This window comes from Vibrio sp. Y2-5, assembly GCF_014596725.1.
Taxonomy (GTDB): Bacteria; Pseudomonadota; Gammaproteobacteria; order Enterobacterales; family Vibrionaceae; genus Vibrio.
This window is the reverse complement of record NZ_JACVEG010000002.1, coordinates 410,221-430,003: the sequence shown is the minus strand read 5'-3', so window position 1 is coordinate 430,003 and position 19,783 is coordinate 410,221. Positions and strand designations below refer to the sequence as shown.

18 protein-coding genes are annotated in these 19,783 nt (G+C 45.0%); 6 read left to right on the top strand and 12 right to left on the bottom strand.

Features of this window, described 5'->3' with window-relative positions; translation table 11 throughout:
• Nucleotides 1-23: 23 nt before the first annotated feature.
• The 7 genes from HUO09_RS07005 to HUO09_RS06975 all read right to left on the bottom strand — a co-directional run bounded on the left by HUO09_RS07005 (nt 24) and on the right by HUO09_RS06975 (nt 6,367).
• Nucleotides 24-869 carry a peptidylprolyl isomerase gene (locus HUO09_RS07005; RefSeq protein WP_188233464.1) on the bottom strand — a complete coding sequence of 282 codons (846 nt, stop codon included), beginning with the start codon at nt 867-869 and terminating at the stop codon, nt 24-26.
• A gap of 14 nt (nt 870-883) precedes the next feature.
• Complete coding sequence (locus tag HUO09_RS07000; RefSeq protein ID WP_223159338.1) at nt 884-1,345, bottom strand: nitrogen fixation protein NifZ; 462 nt, start codon at nt 1,343-1,345, stop codon at nt 884-886.
• Between the two features lie 10 nt (nt 1,346-1,355).
• Nucleotides 1,356-1,649 (bottom strand): nitrogenase-stabilizing/protective protein NifW, encoded by a 294-nt coding sequence (locus HUO09_RS06995; RefSeq protein ID WP_167412137.1) that lies wholly within the window; start codon nt 1,647-1,649, stop codon nt 1,356-1,358.
• Nucleotides 1,650-1,659: 10 nt separating this feature from the next.
• Nucleotides 1,660-2,811 carry a homocitrate synthase gene (nifV, locus tag HUO09_RS06990; protein WP_167412136.1) on the bottom strand — a complete coding sequence of 384 codons (1,152 nt, stop codon included), beginning with the start codon at nt 2,809-2,811 and terminating at the stop codon, nt 1,660-1,662.
• 73 nt (nt 2,812-2,884) lie between these two features.
• The gene (nifS, locus tag HUO09_RS06985) at nt 2,885-4,102 is read right to left on the bottom strand and encodes a cysteine desulfurase NifS (protein WP_188233463.1); all 1,218 of its coding nucleotides are present in this window, start codon (nt 4,100-4,102) and stop codon (nt 2,885-2,887) included.
• On the bottom strand, nt 4,095-5,030 hold the full coding sequence (gene nifU, locus HUO09_RS06980; protein WP_188233462.1) for a Fe-S cluster assembly protein NifU: 936 nt from the start codon (nt 5,028-5,030) through the stop codon (nt 4,095-4,097). The genes nifS and nifU overlap by 8 nt, the downstream gene beginning before the upstream one ends.
• Nucleotides 5,031-5,458: 428 nt before the next feature.
• On the bottom strand, nt 5,459-6,367 hold the full coding sequence (locus HUO09_RS06975) for an aldo/keto reductase family oxidoreductase (protein ID WP_167412133.1): 909 nt from the start codon (nt 6,365-6,367) through the stop codon (nt 5,459-5,461).
• Nucleotides 6,368-6,461: 94 nt separating this feature from the next.
• On the opposite strand from HUO09_RS06975, the gene HUO09_RS06970 reads away from it, so the two are divergent.
• Complete coding sequence (locus HUO09_RS06970) at nt 6,462-6,875, top strand: XRE family transcriptional regulator (RefSeq protein ID WP_188233461.1); 414 nt, start codon at nt 6,462-6,464, stop codon at nt 6,873-6,875.
• Here HUO09_RS06970 and HUO09_RS06965 read toward each other — a convergent pair.
• Nucleotides 6,859-7,392 (bottom strand): hypothetical protein, encoded by a 534-nt coding sequence (locus HUO09_RS06965; RefSeq protein WP_188233460.1) that lies wholly within the window; start codon nt 7,390-7,392, stop codon nt 6,859-6,861. The genes HUO09_RS06970 and HUO09_RS06965 overlap by 17 nt on opposite strands.
• A gap of 205 nt (nt 7,393-7,597) precedes the next feature.
• Here HUO09_RS06965 and HUO09_RS06960 point away from each other — a divergent pair, with 205 nt between their 5' ends.
• Nucleotides 7,598-9,664, top strand: coding sequence for an alpha-amylase (locus tag HUO09_RS06960; protein WP_188233459.1), 2,067 nt, complete (start codon nt 7,598-7,600; stop codon nt 9,662-9,664).
• 52 nt (nt 9,665-9,716) lie between these two features.
• On the opposite strand, the gene HUO09_RS06955 is transcribed toward HUO09_RS06960, so the two are convergent.
• Complete coding sequence (locus HUO09_RS06955) at nt 9,717-9,977, bottom strand: hypothetical protein (RefSeq protein ID WP_167412154.1); 261 nt, start codon at nt 9,975-9,977, stop codon at nt 9,717-9,719.
• A gap of 275 nt (nt 9,978-10,252) precedes the next feature.
• Here HUO09_RS06955 and HUO09_RS06950 point away from each other — a divergent pair, with 275 nt between their 5' ends.
• Nucleotides 10,253-10,675 carry an Hsp20/alpha crystallin family protein gene (locus tag HUO09_RS06950; RefSeq protein ID WP_042479459.1) on the top strand — a complete coding sequence of 141 codons (423 nt, stop codon included), beginning with the start codon at nt 10,253-10,255 and terminating at the stop codon, nt 10,673-10,675.
• 393 nt (nt 10,676-11,068) lie between these two features.
• On the top strand, nt 11,069-12,145 hold the full coding sequence (locus HUO09_RS06945; RefSeq protein ID WP_188233458.1) for a hypothetical protein: 1,077 nt from the start codon (nt 11,069-11,071) through the stop codon (nt 12,143-12,145).
• A gap of 67 nt (nt 12,146-12,212) precedes the next feature.
• Here the strand turns inward: HUO09_RS06945 and HUO09_RS06940 are convergent, their stop codons facing one another.
• Nucleotides 12,213-13,115, bottom strand: a complete 903-nt coding sequence (locus HUO09_RS06940) for a LysR family transcriptional regulator (protein ID WP_188233457.1) — start codon at nt 13,113-13,115, stop codon at nt 12,213-12,215.
• Nucleotides 13,116-13,313: 198 nt separating this feature from the next.
• Here HUO09_RS06940 and HUO09_RS06935 point away from each other — a divergent pair, with 198 nt between their 5' ends.
• Entirely contained in the window at nt 13,314-14,951 is a 1,638-nt protein-coding gene (locus tag HUO09_RS06935; RefSeq protein WP_188233456.1) for an alpha-glucosidase, read from the top strand.
• Between the two features lie 75 nt (nt 14,952-15,026).
• On the opposite strand, the gene HUO09_RS06930 is transcribed toward HUO09_RS06935, so the two are convergent.
• Together HUO09_RS06930 and HUO09_RS06925 are read right to left on the bottom strand one after the other, a co-directional pair.
• Nucleotides 15,027-15,869 (bottom strand): MalM family protein, encoded by an 843-nt coding sequence (locus HUO09_RS06930; protein WP_188233455.1) that lies wholly within the window; start codon nt 15,867-15,869, stop codon nt 15,027-15,029.
• Nucleotides 15,870-15,933: 64 nt separating this feature from the next.
• Nucleotides 15,934-17,268, bottom strand: coding sequence for a carbohydrate porin (locus HUO09_RS06925; RefSeq protein ID WP_188233454.1), 1,335 nt, complete (start codon nt 17,266-17,268; stop codon nt 15,934-15,936).
• Between the two features lie 442 nt (nt 17,269-17,710).
• On the opposite strand from HUO09_RS06925, the gene glgX reads away from it, so the two are divergent.
• Nucleotides 17,711-19,687, top strand: a complete 1,977-nt coding sequence (gene glgX / locus HUO09_RS06920; RefSeq protein ID WP_188233453.1) for a glycogen debranching protein GlgX — start codon at nt 17,711-17,713, stop codon at nt 19,685-19,687.
• The last annotated feature ends 96 nt before the right edge of the window (nt 19,688-19,783 follow it).

Sequence of the window (19,783 nt, the reverse complement as noted above, 5' to 3'; positions counted from 1 at the left end):
ACCTAAATATCCCAAAAGTAGGATCAACGACACAATGGGGCAGTATGTAACAGCTGGCTGAGCCACTGTTTTTGCAAAAACTGGCGCGCACGTTGCTCATGCTTTCTTTGCAAAAACGGATAAGCTTCTTCAAACGTTGCGGTACGTGCGCCCTTATGTTGATGCACCCGCACTAAGTGAAAACCCAGTTCAGTTTCAATCACTTCGCTCATTTCACCCTGTTTGATCTCAGACAGACAGGCTGCGATTTGCGGATATAGCTTGGTTTCTTCACACCACCCTAAGTAACCATTCGACATCGCACTGGGGCATTCAGAATATTTCATCGCCAGAGTACCGAACGCGGTAAATTCACACTGTTTTTTTACATCATGAATACGACGCCACGCTTCATCACGGTGGTTTTCTGAAAACTCGTTATTCACTGTGATCAGGATTTGGCTCAATTCCCAAATATCACTGCGAGAAAACTCCTGTTGATGTGCGTTGAAGTATTTAAGCGCAGTGGCTTGATCAAGCTCAGGGATATCTTGCGAAATAAGCTCCAGCACTTTTTCGCATTTCAGTTCTTCACTCAGCACCTGCTTCAATTGGCCTTCCGTCAAATGCTGCCCCTGCATTGCAGCTTTGAAATCACTTTGGGATTGATATCCTTCTGCCAACTTGTCAAAAGCGGTTTGGATTTCTTGTGCCGATACCGCAACGAAGTTTGCTTCGCTGCTACCCAAGATGGCCTTTTGTACCCGAAACAAACGTTCAACCTGTTCATCCACCTTGACTCTCTGCATACTTGAAAGCCATTCAGGGTTGAGTTTGTACATGTCTGTGGCGATTTTGGCGGTTAAATAATTGCGTTGATAAGCTTCCATGCTTTCCTCCCTGATCACGCGACAGGCTCCAGTCGTGTTGAATCGAGTTTGACGAAGTGAGCCCCAAATTTCACTTCAAAGCTCACAGTGCCATCGTCTAAGTCTCGATAGACTCGGTGAACCTCAATCACATCTCCCTTGTTAGCTAAAGGCTCACCGAACATTCGTAAACTGCAGGTTAATCTGGCTTTATCCATTGAGCGAAATAAGCAAGGAACCCAATCCAATTCAGCATCGATGACTTCGCTATCTCGTACCCCGATCACTCGGTTTTGCGTTGGGATAAATACCTGATAGATCACCTGTGTTTGTAAAAAATATCCGTAACTACGCACAATACCGATAGTTCCAGCTTCAACTAACAAATCCCCTTTAGCAAAGTCCTGAAAGCTGCCGTCATTGCGGATATTGCGAACAATCCTGACCTCGCTGCCAGGTGCAAAGCGTACCGTGTCGAAGCCGTAATCCATGTCCATTCGTTCACTCCTACTCACCAGATTCACTACAATCAGAGGCACAACTAGCGCAACCACCAGCCGAGATCATAGGCTCATGCCCTAAGCTTATTTGTTTGTAAGCCGAGCGAAGCGTTCTCTGATAAGTGGCGTAATCGGCATTGGGTTTGCAAGACAATAACTTCTGAAACAAACGCAGTAGTGGTATATGTTTTTTCTCCACCAGCTCAGGGTCGTAATCCACAACGAAGTAGTCGAGAAAATCTTCTGCGGTTTCGAGCAACGCCAGCTGTTCAGTAAAATCGCTCTCTAACTCTAAATACATACCTTTAGCCCTACGCGATTTGCTGGTGATGAATGGCAAACTCGAGCAGATCGTCAGTGGTCGGAACGCTTTTACGTTGTTCAGACCAAACTCGAAGCTGCTGCTTTATCTGCTCGCACTGCGACTGAGTCAGCACTATCCCCATATCGCGATAAATACGCATAATCGCACTGACACCGGAATGTTTGCCCAATACGAGTTGATGCTCACGCCCAATCAGTGAAGGCGAGAAACCTTGATAGTTATTAATGTCTTTCAACAATCCATCAACGTGAATACCCGACTCATGGGTGAACACCACATCGCCAGTGATCGCTTTTTGCGCAGTTTGAGGTCTCCCAGAAGCCAGATGTACGTAACTGCAAATGGTCGGTAGCTGGCGCAAGTCGATGTTGGTAGGCGACTGTTGTAACACAGTGAGCGCGACGGAGATTTCTTCTAACGCGGCATTACCCGCACGCTCTCCTAGCCCATTAACCGTAGTATTGACGGATGCCGCTCCTGCACGAATAGCCGCTAAAGAGTTCGCGGTTGCTAACCCAAGGTCATTGTGTGCGTGCATCTCAATGTCCAAGTCAGTATGAGCATGCAGTTGGCTGATAACTTGGTAAGTCGAAAACGGATCGAGGATGCCGTTGGTGTCTGCAAAACGAACTCGTGCGGCACCACAACGCTCCGCTACTTCTGCAACCCGATAGAGCATATTGATGTCGGCACGAGAAGCATCCTCCATTCCGACACAGACTTTCAAACCCGCATTTAATGCTTGGTGAATCACCCTTTCACAACGCTCAAACAGAGCTTTGGGAGTGAGATTGAGTTTGTTTCGAATCTGTTGAATGGAGACTGGAATAGAAAGATCAACCCAGTCTAAACCAAGACCGGAAGCGCAGTGAACGTCGTGCTCTAACATACGACACCAACCCATAGTCCGTGCAGTGCTGAGCGAATGACAAACCGAACTAATCACATATTGTTCTTCTGCGCCCATCGCGGGAATACCCACTTCCAATTCAGGCACACCTGCCATTTCGAGCAACATAGCAATGTGCATTTTCTCTTCAATGGTGAACGCCACTCCCGGTCCCTGTTCACCGTCTCGAAGTGTGGTGTCATTGATAATGACTGACCTATGAATGGGTTCTGCTATCCCTGTAACCATACTCGCACCATTCCTTTGCTCTCAAATATTTACTCACTGCTGGGAGTCCTTCCCTAATCACCACACACCTTTGCTAGGCGTACGTTGGAGCAAACTCTTCAACGTTACCTGCATTGGTGGCGTTATCCCAATAGGGGGACATTTGACGCAGACGATGCACAATCGGTGGAAGTTGCTCAAGCACATAATCGATGTCTTCATCTTTGGTAAAACGAGATAATGAGAAACGCAAAGTGCCATGTGCCGCAGTGAATGGAATCTTCATCGCTTTCATCACGTGTGAAGGTTCTAATGAACCGGATGTACAAGCCGAACCCGACGACGCTGCAATACCCACTTGGTTCATCATTAACAAAAGGGCTTCACCTTCAATAAACTCCACCGCAATATTGGTGGTATTGGCAACACGTTGTTTAGGATTGCCAGTGACAAAGGTATTGGGAATTCGAGCAAGCAAACCTTGCTCTAAACGATCACGCAGCAGTTTGATTCGGTGAAGCTCGGTATCAATAGCTTGATAAGCCAGCTCCGCCGCTTTACCCATAGCGATGGCAGAGGCTGCATTTTCAGTGCCCGCTCTGCGACCACGCTCCTGATGACCGCCACGCAGTAATGGACGGAAACGCGTACCACGACGCAGATACAAAGCACCAATCCCTTTTGGAGCATGGAACTTGTGACCGGAAATCGACAACATATCAATTTCCGTTTCATGCACGTTGATCATACGTTTACCTGCCACCTGTACCGCGTCAACATGCATTTGTGCGCCAACACTTTTTGCCATCATCGCCATCGACTCAACAGGGAACAGAGTGCCTGTTTCATTGTTTGCCCACATCATCGATACAATCGCAACGTTTTCGCTTAGAGATTGCGCATAGGCTTCTAAGTCAATTTTGCCTTTACCGTCTACCTCAATCCAATGCACTTTGTAGCCTTTGCGTTCAAGGTTTTGACAAAGTTGCAAAGTGGCGGGATGTTCAACCACAGAAGTCACAATCTCACGTCGTTCCGGATTGGCTTCCAATGCAGACAAAATAGCCGTAGTGGTTGCTTCTGTCGCACAAGAGGTAAAAATCACTTCGCTTGAATGCTTCGCGCCAAGTAGCTGTTGCACCTGCTCTCTGGCTATTTCTAGAGCCTGACCAACACGAGCGCCTAAGCGATGAATGGATGAAGGGTTGCCATAAAATTCATCAAGATAAGGGATCATTACGTCCAAGACTCGTGGGTCAATGCGCGTCGTTGCATTGTTATCTAAATAGATCATCGGTTGAATATTAGACATCGTAAGTTCCCTCTTTCTTGGTTGCCATTTGTGGGGCTTCTTGTACCGGAAAAACCGTATAAGACTCACCCAACGCTCGGTTGATCTTGTGTTCAACATTAGCCAGAGTGAGCCCCGACAATCCGCATCCGGTACACGCACCTGTTAGTGAAACAAACACAACATAATCTTCCACATCGACTAAGCTGATATCCCCACCATCCGCTTGCACGGCTGGGCGGACTTCTTCAATAATTTTTTCAATCAGCGCAATGATTTCAGGGCTTACTGACGCATCACTTTCAGACTCTTTGTTTGCTTCAACCGCTGTTATGGCAGGCTTTACACCCATATTTTGGGACGAAGCAGGTGCTTTTGCTCTCTCTGCCAAACACTCTTCCAATACCCATTCGATCTTTTCGTGGCATGAAGTACAAGCACCACCTGCTTTGGTGTAATTGACGACTTCTTCAAGAGTGGTGAGATTATTGGCAGCCACCACACGTTTGATCATTAGGTCATCTATCGCGAAACACTTACAAATCAGTTCCCCTTCTTCGTGATCGTCTTCGAGCGTTTCACCTCGGTAATTCGCCACTGCCGCATGCAGAGCTTCCATACCCATGACCGAGCAGTGCATTTTTTCTGGCGGTAAACCATCAAGAAAATCAGCGATATCTTTATTGGTGATCGCCAACGCATCATCAATGGATTTGCCAATGATCATCTCAGTTAATGCAGAAGAAGAGGCGATTGCGCTGCCGCAACCAAAAGTTTGAAAACCTGCATCCTGAATAATGTTTGTTTCTGGATCGACTTTAAGAGTCAAACTTAGAGCGTCTCCGCAGCTAAGCGAACCCACATCGCCCCGTGCGTTAGCCTCTGCTACCAACTTGGCATTTCTTGGGTTAAAGAAGTGTTCTTTAACTTTCTCTGAATAATCCCACATAACCGCTCCTTCGTTTTTCCGACACCCGCTTCCATTGCGTTGGTTTGGCGCTTTACTGAAACCGTATTGTTACAACATCAACTTTTTCATAACGTCTTCATTGGCTAATCCAGTGCAATTACCAATCCAGACTACAGACCTCGCTAACAGGTTGATTTACTATAAGAATTTGAAGGAGGTCACAAAACAACCAGAGATAACACGACAATTTGTCGCTTGGTTTGTCGGCTTCCGAACAATCGAAACAGACAAAGTGCGACAAAAGACAAATGAGACAGGTGCGTGAACTGACTGGCCAATTAATAGGGATGAATCCAGCAAGAGTGAAAGGCTGGAGCGGTATGACTCAGATAATGGTTATAAAAAACTCCCTGTCACATTCATGACAGGGAGCGGTTTCTATTCAAAAAGACTGATTCAAGTACTTTCTATGGCACACCGTGACCTTTAGAAGCAACCCAAACTCGGTACCATTGCTCACGAGTCAGTTCTAAGTCCAGTGCAGCCACCGCCGATTGAACGCGTTCAATCTTACCTGAGCCAACAATTGCAAGTGGCTTAGAAGGTAGACGACGAACCCAAGCGTAGATCACTTGGTCGATGCTTTCAGCACCTATCTCTTCACGCAGTTCTTCTAGCACGTTACGTACACGAACAGCTTGCTCTGATTGACCTTTAAAGATCTCGCCACCACCTAGACATGACCATGCCATAGGGCGGGTACGCAGCATTTGAAGTTGGTCTAATGTACCGTCATCGGCAACATTAAAGTTAAGCGGGTTAATCTCTACCTGATTGGTCACCAGTGGTTTACCCAGACGAGATTGAAGCAGTGAGAACTGAGACGGTGTGAAATTTGAAACGCCGAAGTGTTTCACCTTACCAACTTTGTGCAGCTCAGCAAACGCTTCTGCCACTTCATCCGCATCAAGCAAGACATCTAAACGGTGGATCAACAATACGTCAATCTCGTTCACACCCAAACGTTCCAGCGAGTTATTCACCGATTGGTAGATGTGTGCAGAACTGGTGTCATAGTGATTAATTTTGCGTTCTGGGTGCTTATCACTGCAAAGCTGGATATCACACTTAGTTATGATCTGCATTTGGTCACGTAGGGATGGTTCTAACGCCAAAGCTTCACCAAACAAAGCTTCACACTCGTAGTTACCGTAAATGTCCGCATGATCAACAGTCGTGATACCTAACTCTAGGTGCTGCTTGATAAACGTCAGGCGCTCTTGAGGAGTCATTCCCCAATCGGCCAAACGCCAATACCCTTGAACCAGTTCTGAAAAGTCTGGTCCTTGCGGGGCGATTGTCACTTTTGCAACCATAATATTACTCCTTAATCCGACCGGCTCATCCTAAGCTTGTTTAACCATCGCCTCAACCGATAAACTATAGAAGTTCGAACTGGAGTACGAAGTTGTGACTTTTTCTACACGTTTACAAGAATTAATTGGCGAAGAAAGCATCAGCGGTTTTGCACGGCGCGTTGATCTGTCGGAAGGTCTGATCCGAAAATATCTAAAAGGCAGTGAGCCTAGCTTAGCAAAAGCAAATCAGATCGCCATTCGCGCTAACTGTTCGCTGGAATGGTTAGCGACTGGCTGTGGGTATCTCTACCGAAAAGCAGAAGTGGTTGATATGGAAGCTTATTGTCTTGCATATCAATTTGTTACAGGAGAAAGCCTGAACCAAGAGAAGCGCGATCAACAGCGACAGATAATTGCTGGCTATCAGTATTTACGAGCGCATAAAAAGGCCGATGGTTATTTAGACGAAACCTCAATGGCAAATTTTCTGCAGCGCCAGCCTTCAGCGATTACTCCGAACGAGTAAACTGGACATCAACGTTTTTTCCGTCCGTGACAAGCTGTGCCAGAACGTTACCTTTTTGCCAATCTAGAATTTTAGGAAAAGATTGGGCGTGGCGATTAATAAACAATACCAAGGCCTTATCAACCTCACGAGTCGACGCAGTCTTCAAACGGTCACGGATTGAAAACAGCTCCTCTCCAAGTTGGATGCTTTGCAGTTGAAAACCATCTTTACGCAGATTCAATTGGAACAGACTCCAATCATTGGTCGAATAGGAACTATGCAAAGTAAAGGTTTGGATTTCTCCTTCTTGCTCTCCGGTGGCTTCTGGCCACACTTTTAAGGTGTAATAATTAAACTCATCGCCACACCAAGAAGTGACAAAAATATCTTCACTGCACTCCAACCATGCTCCGGTTTGACGGAGTTCGAGTTGCGTTGGCCACCGCTGATCGCCACTGATAAATGGCAATAGAAAGTTTGGGTGCGCAGCCAAAGCTCCCCCACTCCAAAATAGGATGACTAGCCATTTCCACATAAGTGAACCCCTCTTTGCTGCCATTAGTGTTAGCCTTTTCAACACTTTCTACAAGAGCCAAGTAAACTACGCCCCCAAATTCTCTTTTGTGAACTACTTCAAGCTCTTAAGGCGTAGGCCAAGGAAGGATGTGCTTAGTCTTTAATCGATTTATCCTAAAATCTGTTTACCTAGAGGGACTATAAGATCCCATATGGACGTGACGATGAAACTAAAAACTGTAACCCTTGCCTTATGTGCCATTATTCCAAGTGCTTTCGCGGCACCAAACCTGACCATAGCCACGACAACCAATAGCCGTGACTTCCCATTAGACAGCCAAAACCCGTTAGTGATTCCATTAACCAAAGATAGCTACACACTAACGGTGACGGGTTTGGAGGGAAACTGTCAGGCGGGTAAAACGTCAAGCATCAAATTCAATACTCCTGTAACCCTGAACTGTGCAGGAGCGACCACGCTGCCACTTAAAATTCGCTTCACTGGCGATTACGCATTTAGCTATGACGACAAAGCACAAACGCTAACGTTTGTTCGTCAGGCAAAGAAATCGGCCAAGAGTGAGTTTAAGCGTCCTCTTCCGAATGTTACCTGTGAGAAATACTCTGGCGGCGAAGTCACCATCAAGGTCGGTGGTACTTTCGCAAACGGAGCACAATTAAGAGATGCTTTCAGTGGCAAAGTAGTGACGGTAAAACAAGGTGCCGTGTCACTAACCCCGCAAGCGAACAGCGGTGGCTTAATTTTACTAGAGCCAGTTGAAACCAAACCTCAGCCATTCAACTACCGTAATGCCAATATCTATTTCGTCATGGTCGACCGTTTTAACAACGGCGATCCCCGTAACGACAACAGTTATGGGCGAAAGAAAGATGGCAAAGATGAAGTCGGCACCTTCCACGGTGGTGATCTCAAAGGTGTAATTGAAAAGCTGGACTACATCAAAAGCTTGGGTACAGACGCCATTTGGCTCTCTCCGATTGTGGAACAAATCCACGGATTTGTGGGTGGTGGAGAAAGCGGCTCGTTCCCGTTCTATGGCTACCACGGTTACTGGACTCGCGATTTCACCAAAATCGATGAAAACTTTGGTGTCGATGAAGACTTAAAAACACTGGTTGAAGAAGCTCATAAACGCGGCATAAAAATTCTGCTCGATGCGGTTATTAACCACTCTGGTTACGCGACACTGGCTGATTTACAAGTCGATAAAATCAACGTCGTAGACGGTTCAGCGCTGCCAGCGAAATGGGCCGATTGGGCACCATCAAGTTCTGCTGGTGAGAATTGGCATAGCTTCCACCAGTTCATTGATTACAACAGCAACAACTGGAAAGACTGGTGGGGAGGCGACTGGGTTCGCGCAGGATTGCCGGGCTATCCTAAACCGGGCTCAGGCGATATCACCATGACACTGGCTGGCCTGCCAGATTTTCGCACTGAGTCTACTGAATTCGTTAAACCACCTAAATGGCTGCTGGAAAACGCCGGAACAAGAGTGAAGGCACAAGACAACTTCACCGTTTCTGACTATCTAATTGAATGGCAGAGCGACTGGGTCAAGCGCTTTGGTATTGATGGTTACCGTGTAGATACAGTGAAACACGTTGAAGGTAATGTTTGGAAACGTCTGAAACAAGCCGCCAGCGATAATCTTAACCAGTGGCGCAAAGAACACGGTAAGAAAGGCGAACCCTTTTGGATGATGGGCGAAGTGTGGGGGCATGGTGCTTATCGCAGCCCGTATTTCGATGATGGTTTCGATGCGCTGATCAACTTTGATGTGCAAAAGAAAATGGACAAAGGCGCAACCTGTTTTAGCCAAATGGAGAGTGTCTATCAGGCGAACGCGAAAACGCTGCAACAAGAAGCGGATTTCAATGCTGTAAGCTATATGTCTTCACACGATACCGAGCTGTTTTTTAGCCGTTTCAAATCATTTGAAATGCAACGCAACGCCGCTAACGCTCTGTTATTAAATCCCGGCGCGGTTCAGGTTTACTACGGGGATGAAGTCGCGAGAGACTTAGGCCCTTACGCGGATGATTTCCATCAAGGAACCCGCTCAGATATGGTGTGGAAACTGGATGCCGAGCGCCAAGGGTTATTGAAACACTGGCAAACCGTTGGACAATTCAGGCAGCGTCACCCAGCCATCGGTGCGGGCAAACACCAAGTGATAAAACAAGCGTCTTCGAAACAAGATAGCCCTTACGTATTTTCTCGCACCCTAGGAGAAGACAAAGTTATCGTTGCGTTTGTCGGTAAGTAAACACTAACAGAGTGCCTTCTGAAACCTTTAGCTGAGTCAATCACTATGTATTTTAGAAGCACTCTATTTTCTCTGACTTCTTAGACAGTTTGTTAAACAAAGTTTCCCTGCGTAGATCCAGTATTTCCTGAATCAATTTCTCTTTAGCTGATAAACCAAAATGCTTGGCGTAGTTTTTTATTTTCTGAATTTGTTCCGGCTCTAAACGGTAAACTTCATTCTTTAAGTAAGCTTCTGCTTCTTTTTTGATGAAGCCCTGCTGTTGCAGTAGTTCAATAATCAACACATCAAAATCGTGAGTCACTCTTGCCATCATTTCCCGCTCAATTAACCACTTAGTTCTCCGGCATTCACCAATGAACACTATTTTTAAGACCGGCATAACCTACGCAGCTAACATGAAAAATGGGTTACAGAAATAAGGCTATTTAATGACAAGATTTCGAGATGCCGTGCCGGCTTGAATTCGTATTTTTTCCGCTTGAATTGAGCTTGATTTTGATCAATCAAAGTTCAATTTCCCCTTCACCCGACACCACAAGAACTACAATTATTAAGGTAGTAAAAGATAGAAAATGGGAGGTTATGATGAGCTTAATTCCTCGTGATTCATGGTCTGATTTCTATCGCGTATTTGATCATGCATTCCCATCAATTCGTACTCGATTTGATGCGGAGGCTTTTTCACCTCGCGTTGATGTGATTGAAAAAGAAACCGCATTTGAAATCATTGCCGATTTGCCGGGAGTTGCTAAAGATGATGTGATCATTACCTATAAAAATGGTGCGCTAACAATTGAAGCCTCCACCAGTAAAACCGAAGAAAATACAGATCAGAACAAAGTCATCCACAAAGAACGTTATGAAGGAAAGATGGTACGCAGTTTTTCTTTAAGCGAAAACGTAAATCCAAAAGACATTTACGCAGAATTTGAGGATGGCGTGTTGGTTGTGGTTGTTCCTAAGCTAGAAACGCAACAAGTGGAAGACCACCGCATCACTATCAGTTAGTTGAATATTGCTAATTAATAGCTCATTGATGTGTACAACTAAAATCCAAAAGGGGCGAAATGCCCCTTTTCTTCATTTCCTATTTACTGACTGGTTAAGCAAAGCCAACGTAAATACGTTGTTCAACGCCCAACCGAATCCGTTAAAAGCAGCATTTCACTATTTTTCAGCATTTTCTGATGAAACATGAATGCAAATGGCTGCATTCATCTGAGAAATATTTCGGCAAAATGGCTCCCCTATAACGCTATGTCTATCACGTTTGCTACTTCACGGACGCGGCTCTTTTAAGTGCCTCTCTGGAAGTTGGTACTGATCTGAAACTAGGGACAATTGAACACAGAGATCCAATAACGCAAAGGTGACATCGAGAATTTTGAGGTAAAAAAAGCCATGAGCACTTTGCATACAGACACCTTAGTGTCCACCGTTCAACCAGTTGATGGCTCTGAGCCCGCTGCAACACAAGATGAAATCAAAGCGACGGAAGAAAAGGGGAATCAACCAACAGAGAACACCGCTTCCGAAGAGTTAATTATCATCGAGCCGGCGACTACGTCACCCACGGTTTCAACCACAACAGAGATTGAACAGCCTAAGGCTGTTTCAAAGGTGCAAACAACAGAGAAAAAAGTGAATCCTGAGGAAGCTGTGGCAACGAAAACCACTAACATCGATTCACTTGACTCCGAAGTCAAACAAAAAGAAACGATGACCGCTGCCATATTGCAAAGTGATAACTTAACCGACTCGGAAGTCAAAACTCAGCCTGCCCAAGAGGCTGAACTGCTGGTGATTACGACACCTCAGCAGCAAAACACAGTGGACACTGACCCCCAAAAACAAGTTGCTACTACCGTCGTGTCCACTGCTAAGCCTTCTGTTTCAGCAGCAGAAACGCCTTTTAATACAGACTGGATATTGATCGCTGCTTTCATTCTAACCTCAATCATAGTGCTGATTTCTAACCGTAAAGCGATCAAAAACGCCACCGCTTTGGCAAAAGAATCGTCACGTCCAGTAATGCCAACAATCAACCCAACCATTGATGTTGAGTTTGAAAAAGCAAAAATCGTAGCAGAGAGCAGACAACAATGGATTCATTCGTTAAGAAGCGACATCGCTGATTTCGTATCAGCAACGAACGCCATCTGGGATTTGCACAAAATCAAAGATGGATTTGAGGACATTCTTACTGATATGAAAGATCCGCAATTTGCAATGAAAGAGCTCTATCAGTGGTCGTGTACCTATAACAAAGCCGTACAAGACACCGAAAAACTGTATGCCAAAATTCACTTGCTGATTAATCCCAATGAAGAGCATTCTCAAACGCTTTCAAGCTTGCTAGACAAGACCATGGTGGCGATTGAAGCGAAGAAGTCACCTTCAAAACTGAACGATGAAATCGTCGCCATTACTCAAGTTATTTTGAAACAAGAGTGGCAACGCGTGAAAACGTTCAGCTGACAAGTCTGGTAACGCCTACAACGAACAAAGGAGCGATTTCGCTCCTTTTTCTATATCAGATACCCTATCAAACTCTTTCCCGAATCCTTTCTATCATGGATAACACCTTTTCATCATCACAACCTAATTTGTGGTAGATACCAACGTTACCGAGCTTGTCTTCATCAATGAAAAGAGTCTCAAACCCTTTCAGTGTCATCCACTGTGACAGCTCACTGCTGTAAGGCATAATGGCATCACTGCTGCACAATATATCCAGGCTGGCTGAAAATGAATCCACGTTGTAAGTCGTGCGCCCAACATCCCTTTGTGACGATATGCCCATCTGTGATTTCATATGATCCGCAAGCACTACGCTGTGTCGTGCATGATCCGGCGTGACACGAATGAGAGGATACTGCGCGTCAACCTCTGATAATGACTGTACTTTACGTTCAAGAAGCGGATGATCGCCTCGTACATAAACGGCTTCGTGATCTTGCAGCAAAGGGACAAACTGTACCCGACACCTTTCATGCAAATGATGAATTTCATGTCCAACAAACAGGTCGATTTCCCCTTGCACTAAATGGTGCATGAGAGACAAATTATTGCCGAATTCGAGTTCTATAGAGGATTTTGGCGCTTGCTTTAGTTGCTGGTTAACAGCATCTCGAACAAACAACTCCCACCATGTATCACCTGTGCCCAGCTTCAACTTACCGGCTTCTCGCTGATGCATGTCATGCAGTCGATGCAATAACTGATTATGCTCTTCCTGCTGCTGCTGAACATGCTCTTTAAGCATTTTGCCATATTCCGTCAGATCCATCCCTTTTGAACGGCGATGAAACAAAGAAACACCAATATCACTTTCTAACTTTTGCATCGCAGAAGTCAATGAAGGCTGACTAATATGCAGTTGCTCCGCAGCCTGTTTGATACTGCCTAAATGAGCAACCATCAGGAAATAACGATAGTTTTTATGCATAGCCAACCACCAATAATTATTGATATCACACTTTGGGAAATGGATTTTTCACTGTTGAAGACCATTAAAACCGCAAACCAGTATCAACTCAACATGATATAGCCAAATTCTATATCATAGTAAATCTAATCAATTGTTCTTTTTCCCTCTATCTCACTATATTGCTTAGAGTCTTGTTGGAATTTGGGAGAAAGTAATATGCAAAAACAGTGGTGGCATGATGCCGTTGTTTATCAGATTTATCCTCGCAGCTTTTGCGACTCTAACCACGATGGTATTGGCGACCTGCCGGGCATCATCAGCAAACTCGATTATCTTAAAAAATTAGGTGTTAACGTGCTCTGGCTATCGCCCGTTTATCAGTCACCTATGGATGACAACGGGTATGACATTTCAGACTATCAGGCTATCGCTGCTGAGTTCGGTACTATGGAAGATATGAAATGTCTACTTGATGAAGCAAACAAGCGAAATATCAAAGTAGTCATGGATTTGGTCGTCAACCACACCTCAGATGAACATCCTTGGTTTATTTCAGCGAAATCATCAAAAAGCAGCCCATATCGTGATTTCTATATATGGCGCGATGCCAATGCTGATGGTTCGCCGCCAAACGATTTGGGTTCCATTTTTGGTGGTGGTGCGTGGGAGTGGGACGCCACTACAGAGCAATATTACTTCCATCTATTTTCTAAACGCCAGCCAGACCTAAACTGGGAAAATCCTAAAGTTCAGCAAGCGGTTCACGACATGATGAACTGGTGGATAGAACAAGGTATTGGTGGTTTCCGTCTTGATGTTATTGACCTTATCGGCAAAGAGATCGACAAAAAAATCACGGGCAATGGCCCACGTTTGCACTCCCTATTACAACAAATGAATCGAGCAACTTTTGGCGATAAAGATCTTCTCACCGTAGGTGAAACTTGGGGGGCAACTCCGGAAATAGCAAAACTCTACAGCGCGCCAGAACGCAATGAGTTATCGATGGTGTTTCAGTTTGAACACATCACGTTGACCTGGAAAGATGGCGACAAATGGCAGCCGATTCCGTTAAAACTCAGCGAGTTCAAACAGGTTTTAACCAAGTGGCAAGTCGAACTAGAAAACCAAGGCTGGAACTCACTGTTTTGGAACAATCACGATTTGCCCCGCGTCGTTTCCAAATACGGCGATGATGGCGAGTATCGGGTTGAATCTGCCAAAATGCTGGCAACAGCCCTGCATTTCTTAAAAGGAACGCCTTACATCTATCAGGGCGAAGAACTGGGTATGACCAATGTAGAGTTCCATTCACTGGATGAGTACCAAGATATTGAGACTCTGAACTTCTACAAAGTTCGTACTGAAGCGGGTGTATCCCATGAAGAGATGATGACGGCGCTGCATGAAAACAGCCGCGACAATGCCCGCACTCCGATGCAGTGGAATGATCAAGAATATGCAGGGTTCAGCACGGTTAAGCCTTGGCTCAAAGTGAACCCAAACTATGTGGACATCAATGTTGAACAAGCACTCGCAGACAGCGACTCCATTTTCTATCACTACCAAAAGTTGATTCAACTACGAAAAACCATGCCTGTGATTGTCTATGGTCACTTCACGCCTGTATGCGAATCTCATGAGGCCGTGTTTGCCTATTTACGTGAAGATGAAGACGATAGAATTCTGGTGGTAAATAACTTCAGTAACGAGCCTCAAACCCTCTCACTATCAGAAGTTGCCGGGCTAGACAGCGTTGAACACCTGATTGCTAACTACCCGTCAAGAGATAACCTCAATGGTGAACTAACACTGCTTCCGTTTGAGTCGTTTGCCGTCAAACTGCAACGATAGAATAAAACTGCAGGGATAAAACAGACAAAGGAGCATCACTGCTCCTTTGTTTTCAAATCGAATCCATATATTGAATTATTTGGCATTCACCGCTTTCACAAACACTTCCTGAGCATCTTCAATACCCAGAGCTTTGGCTTCATCAAGTAGGCTTAGAGCTTTATTAATGTCATTGTCCGCCACCGCCTTTTGAATTGCGTTGAGGTAGAACGTTTTTGTCTCTGGCTGAGCTTCAATCACAGCAGCTTTCGCTTTTACTGGTTCAGCTACCGCCGTTTTTGAGTTCGCTTTAAAAGGACGAAGTTTCAGTGTTTCCACCTCTAGCCCTAGTGTTCCACCAAGTTGATAAGTGTAGGTTGGGTCCACAACCATTGGCATAGCTTCGCCGAATTCTTTAGCTCTGACCTTTGCTGGATGGTCAACGGTAATTCGTTGCCCTAAAGTCTCAGCAGAGGTGTAAACGATCATGTATGGCGTTTTCACCGCATCAGCTCTAAAGCGAGTAACGTATTGAGTACGACTAAAAGCATCTGCCGCTTTAGTCTGGAATTCTTCTAATGAATATTGAGCTACAGGTTGAAATGCTTCGTTCAGCAATATGACTTCTGGAGCAAATACTGAATCATTCACAAACTGGCTAGACAGCGTCAGCAAGATCTCTTGCGAGCGGTCACTAAAGCGAAAAGCTGCAAAATGACTGTTTCCAGATGGGAAACTACCCACAGGAGAAGCCAGATCGATATCAAATTTAATGTTCTCGTTGTCACCAAGCTGTGCAAAAGGGAACTGCGCATAGCTTGAACAGCAAATTTCAGTATTCGTCGGGGGATCGATGTGCAATTGAGTCTGGGACTGAGTCGCACAACCAGTAAGTAGAGCACCTAAGGAAACAGCAAGTAAGGTTTTTGTTCTTGTCATTATTTTATCTCTCTAGTGATTGCGCAAAAAGGCAGCCTAGGCTGCCTTCGCTAATGGTATCAGGTTAGAACCAGATTTCAGTGTGAACACCGATAACAGTTTCACTCTTACCATCTTTGATACCGATTTGTGAAGCACTCGCTTCATCATCAGCAGAAATGTAGCTTACGTAAGGCTTAATTTGTGGACGACCAAAGTAGTCAGCATTCACTGTAAACGCAGCTGCAACTTCTAGGTTTAGAATATCGCTTTCTACTGCATCGCCAGTACGACCCCAGTAACCGTCAGCACCTTCTTCATGTGCGTAAGAACCTGTCATTTCTAGACGTAGGTTGTCGTTCACTTTGTAAGAAGGACGAACAGCAACAATATAACGTTTTAGGTCTTTCGCAGTAAATAGTTCATCTAACGCAGCGAAGTACGTCATTTCAGAACCCATTTGCCAATTTTCAGAGATGTTAAGTACACCATAAGAAGTGAAGAAAATAGATTCTTGGTTCTCGTCACCACCAGACCAGCCACCGAAGTTCACACCACGGTTTTGGGCAACACCTTTACCGTATGCGATAGCAGTTTGAGTCCAACCATCTAGGCCATAGTAGCTAGAGTTCAAGGTAATTGCAGCACCGAAACCATCTTCTGCGTTGCTATCCTTATTCGCTTGCTCCATGTATTTGAAGTCAAAGTCTAGGCTACCGATACCTGCATCTACGCCGTAGTAGTAGAAGTCATAAGAAGTCAGTGTTGTGCGTTCTGCGTCATGAGTCGCATTGCCCGCGTCTGGGTCTGCTACAACGATTGCGAAACCCGCAGTGTTACCCGCTAGTTTAGATTGAACACCAGCACCAACACCTGAAGATTGTTTCCAAAACTCACCAGAGAGTAGGCCTGCAGCACGGTTTAGGAAGCGTTGACCACCCCAGATAGACGTATCTTGACCTAGGAAGTCAAAACCACCGATTTCAACAAACGTCTCTTTAACTTCAAATTGTGCTTCGTCGTTTTGTTTTTGACTACCGGAAGAGGTGTAAGCATAAGAGTTACCGTTGCCGTACTCAGAGCGTACGTTGAAGTTAGACCAAACGCCATTTTGGTGTTCAGTATGCTTCTTGATTGAGAATTCTACTTGGTTGGTGCTCTTACCGTGAGTACCTGCAGTTTTGTAGTCTGGCTTACCAAACTCAGTGTCTACAGTTTCACCATCAACCATACGAAAGTTCATAGAAGCGTAACCGTGAACTTCCCAACCATCTGCAATAACTTCTGTTGGGTTTTTAACCTCTACGTTCATTGCACCTTCACCAGAAGTTACATCTAGTGCTACTTCGTTTTCAGCTAGAGCTTGGCCAGCGAAAAGAGCTGTTGCCACTGCGGCAGCAATTACACTTACTTTTTTCATTTTTAACTCCAAATAGGATTTTATTTTTAGTTCCTTAGTTCTCTTTCTACTTGGAGCCGAAAAGGCAGAAATCCGGCCAAAATAAAAAGAGGTAAGACGGGACAAGTCCCCAGTTGTTTCAACGCTATTCAGGTTAATCAAGTCGTATAGGGATGACTTCCTCCACCCCCAATTAATTTGAGGGGGATGATTAGGGTGGAGTTTTTTTAAGGTATGGTGTTTTTAAAACTTTGATCACGCAATTTAGGGGGAGCAGTGATCGAAATCTTACAGGTTTTTGGAATACAAAATGCATTAGATCACTATTTGGCGATAAATTGTTCATAAAAATGTAATGAAATTACAAAATATATTTTATTAAGCGGCGCTTGACCTAATAGTCACAAAGCTTTTTACTTAATTAAGTGGGTAACTTAACTCTAACTATAAGAACGTAACTTCGATGACTACTACTGCTTCTCGTCCGTATCCTTTAGGTGCAACTCTTGACCCAAATGGATGCAACTTTTCGATCTATGCGCCTGCCAACGATGATTTGGTGCTTGCTTTGTTCAATTCTGATGGCAGTTACGAAACACACCCTTTAGAAGGTGAATATGCTGGAATAAAACACACCTACATGGCGGGCATTAAAGCGGGACAACGGTATGGATTTATCTCGCATGAAGACGACAACAGTTTATTGTACATATCCGATCCCTATGCCAAAGCGTTAGATGCTCCGCTTACTTATACGCCTCCATTTTCTGAAGAAGACAGTTTTGAGTTAGCGAAATGTATCGTCATTAGCGATGAGTTCGACTGGCAGGATTCGCAGCAACCAAAGATTACACGCGATGAAATGGTGCTGTTTGAAACGCATGTTAAAGGACTAACACAACTTCACCCGAATGTGGATAGAACAGTTCGTGGAACCTATTTAGGCTTAATCAGTGAGCCTATGTTGAAGTTTTATCGTGAGCAACACATCAATACCTTGCAACTGCTTCCGATAGCAGCATGCATGCACGAGCCTCATTTGTTGCATATGGGGAAAGTGAACTATTGGGGTTACAACCCTTATGTGTTTATGGCTCCTGACCCTCGTTACGCCGTTAAAGACGCGGTAACCGAATTCAAAACCGTCGTACGTGAACTGCATAGGCAAGGTATCCAAGTCATTCTCGATGTGGTGTACAACCACACTGCGGAAGGTGGACAAGATGGTCCAATATTCAATCTCAAAGCGCTAGACCCCAATTATTACCTGAGACACGGACCTCACTACGCCAATTTCACTGGATGTGGCAACACCGTTGACCTCTCTTATCAGCCTTCGTTAAACCTTGTAATGGATACTCTTCGTTATTGGGTAAGCGAGTACAAAGTCGATGGTTTTCGTTTTGATTTAGCGGCTACACTAGGTCGTAGAGGCGATGATTTCAGTAGAGATGCTGCGTTCTTCAAAGCGGTAGCTCAAGATCCTATTCTCCGAGAAGTGAAGTTGATTGCCGAACCTTGGGATATTGGTCCTAACGGCTACCAAGTGGGCAATTTTCCTTTTGGCTGGAACGAAACCAACGACAAACTGCGCGACATTACCCGTAGCTTCTGGCGTGGAGACCAAGGATATCTGAAAGAGTTTGCAACTCGCCTAATGGGCTCACGGGATCTCTACAGTGCCGCTAACTGGCCGTATAAGCTGACCGTCAACTACATTACTTATCACGATGGCTATACGCTTCAGGATTTAGTGTCATACAAGCACAAACACAATGAAGCTAACGGTGAACAGAACCGCGATGGCCACGGTGACAACCGCTCTGATAACTATGGTGAAGAAGGCGAAACGGATAACCTTGTGATTCAGGCAACCCGTGAGCGCCAAAAGCGTAATTTCATGGCAAGTCTGTTGTTTGCGTTTGGTATACCCCATATTCTCACCGCAGATGTGCTCTCCCATACTCAGAAGGGCAATAACAATGCGTATTGCCAGGATAACGAAATCAGTTGGATAAATTGGGTAGATTCAGAACGCAAAGGCATCTTCAAAGAGTGGCTCGCTCAAATGGTTGCTGCACGTAAAACCTATATGGTTCCATTTATTCGAGCCTTCAGTGGAGACGAACGTAACTTTAACCGTATCTTCTGGCGACGAGTAGACGGTGAACTGATGGAACATGACGACTGGAACAGAGTCAGTGCGGTTGCTCTACACATGGGGATTGGCGAAGATGAGCAAGAGATGCTGTATCTGATCAACCAAACGAATGCTCCGGCAAGGTTTAAACTGCCTAATGATCGTGGTCAAGACTGGAAAATTATCTGTGACACCAATTTGTCCCATATTCAGCCAGGCCATGCCGAAGGAGAAATACTGCAACTGCCATATTCAATGGCGATTCTTCATTTCCAACCGAAGAAGAAATGCAAATCCTAGATGCTTCAGATCCATCGATGTTAATGATCCAATAGCAATTTCACAGCATGTGATCGTAAATATTAACTATCGCAAAAAAACAGAACGGGAGAGCCA

Bases quoted from the DNA above. Each gene is read 5' to 3' on its own strand.
- HUO09_RS07000 (WP_223159338.1), bottom strand. From the start codon at position 1,345: ATGGACATGGATTACGGCTTCGACACGGTACGCTTTGCACCTGGCAGC.
- HUO09_RS07005 (WP_188233464.1), bottom strand. From the start codon at position 869: ATGGAAGCTTATCAACGCAATTATTTAACCGCCAAAATCGCCACAGAC.
- nifV (WP_167412136.1), bottom strand. From the start codon at position 2,811: ATGGTTACAGGGATAGCAGAACCCATTCATAGGTCAGTCATTATCAAT.
- HUO09_RS06960 (WP_188233459.1), top strand. From the start codon at position 7,598: ATGAAACTAAAAACTGTAACCCTTGCCTTATGTGCCATTATTCCAAGT.
- HUO09_RS06945 (WP_188233458.1), top strand. From the start codon at position 11,069: ATGAGCACTTTGCATACAGACACCTTAGTGTCCACCGTTCAACCAGTT.
- glgX (WP_188233453.1), top strand. From the start codon at position 17,711: ATGACTACTACTGCTTCTCGTCCGTATCCTTTAGGTGCAACTCTTGAC.
- HUO09_RS06975 (WP_167412133.1), bottom strand. From the start codon at position 6,367: ATGGTTGCAAAAGTGACAATCGCCCCGCAAGGACCAGACTTTTCAGAA.
- HUO09_RS06950 (WP_042479459.1), top strand. From the start codon at position 10,253: ATGAGCTTAATTCCTCGTGATTCATGGTCTGATTTCTATCGCGTATTT.
- HUO09_RS06925 (WP_188233454.1), bottom strand. From the start codon at position 17,268: ATGAAAAAAGTAAGTGTAATTGCTGCCGCAGTGGCAACAGCTCTTTTC.
- nifU (WP_188233462.1), bottom strand. From the start codon at position 5,030: ATGTGGGATTATTCAGAGAAAGTTAAAGAACACTTCTTTAACCCAAGA.
- HUO09_RS06965 (WP_188233460.1), bottom strand. From the start codon at position 7,392: ATGTGGAAATGGCTAGTCATCCTATTTTGGAGTGGGGGAGCTTTGGCT.
- HUO09_RS06995 (WP_167412137.1), bottom strand. From the start codon at position 1,649: ATGTATTTAGAGTTAGAGAGCGATTTTACTGAACAGCTGGCGTTGCTC.
- HUO09_RS06955 (WP_167412154.1), bottom strand. From the start codon at position 9,977: ATGGCAAGAGTGACTCACGATTTTGATGTGTTGATTATTGAACTACTG.
- HUO09_RS06935 (WP_188233456.1), top strand. From the start codon at position 13,314: ATGCAAAAACAGTGGTGGCATGATGCCGTTGTTTATCAGATTTATCCT.
- HUO09_RS06930 (WP_188233455.1), bottom strand. From the start codon at position 15,869: ATGACAAGAACAAAAACCTTACTTGCTGTTTCCTTAGGTGCTCTACTT.
- HUO09_RS06940 (WP_188233457.1), bottom strand. From the start codon at position 13,115: ATGCATAAAAACTATCGTTATTTCCTGATGGTTGCTCATTTAGGCAGT.
- nifS (WP_188233463.1), bottom strand. From the start codon at position 4,102: ATGTCTAATATTCAACCGATGATCTATTTAGATAACAATGCAACGACG.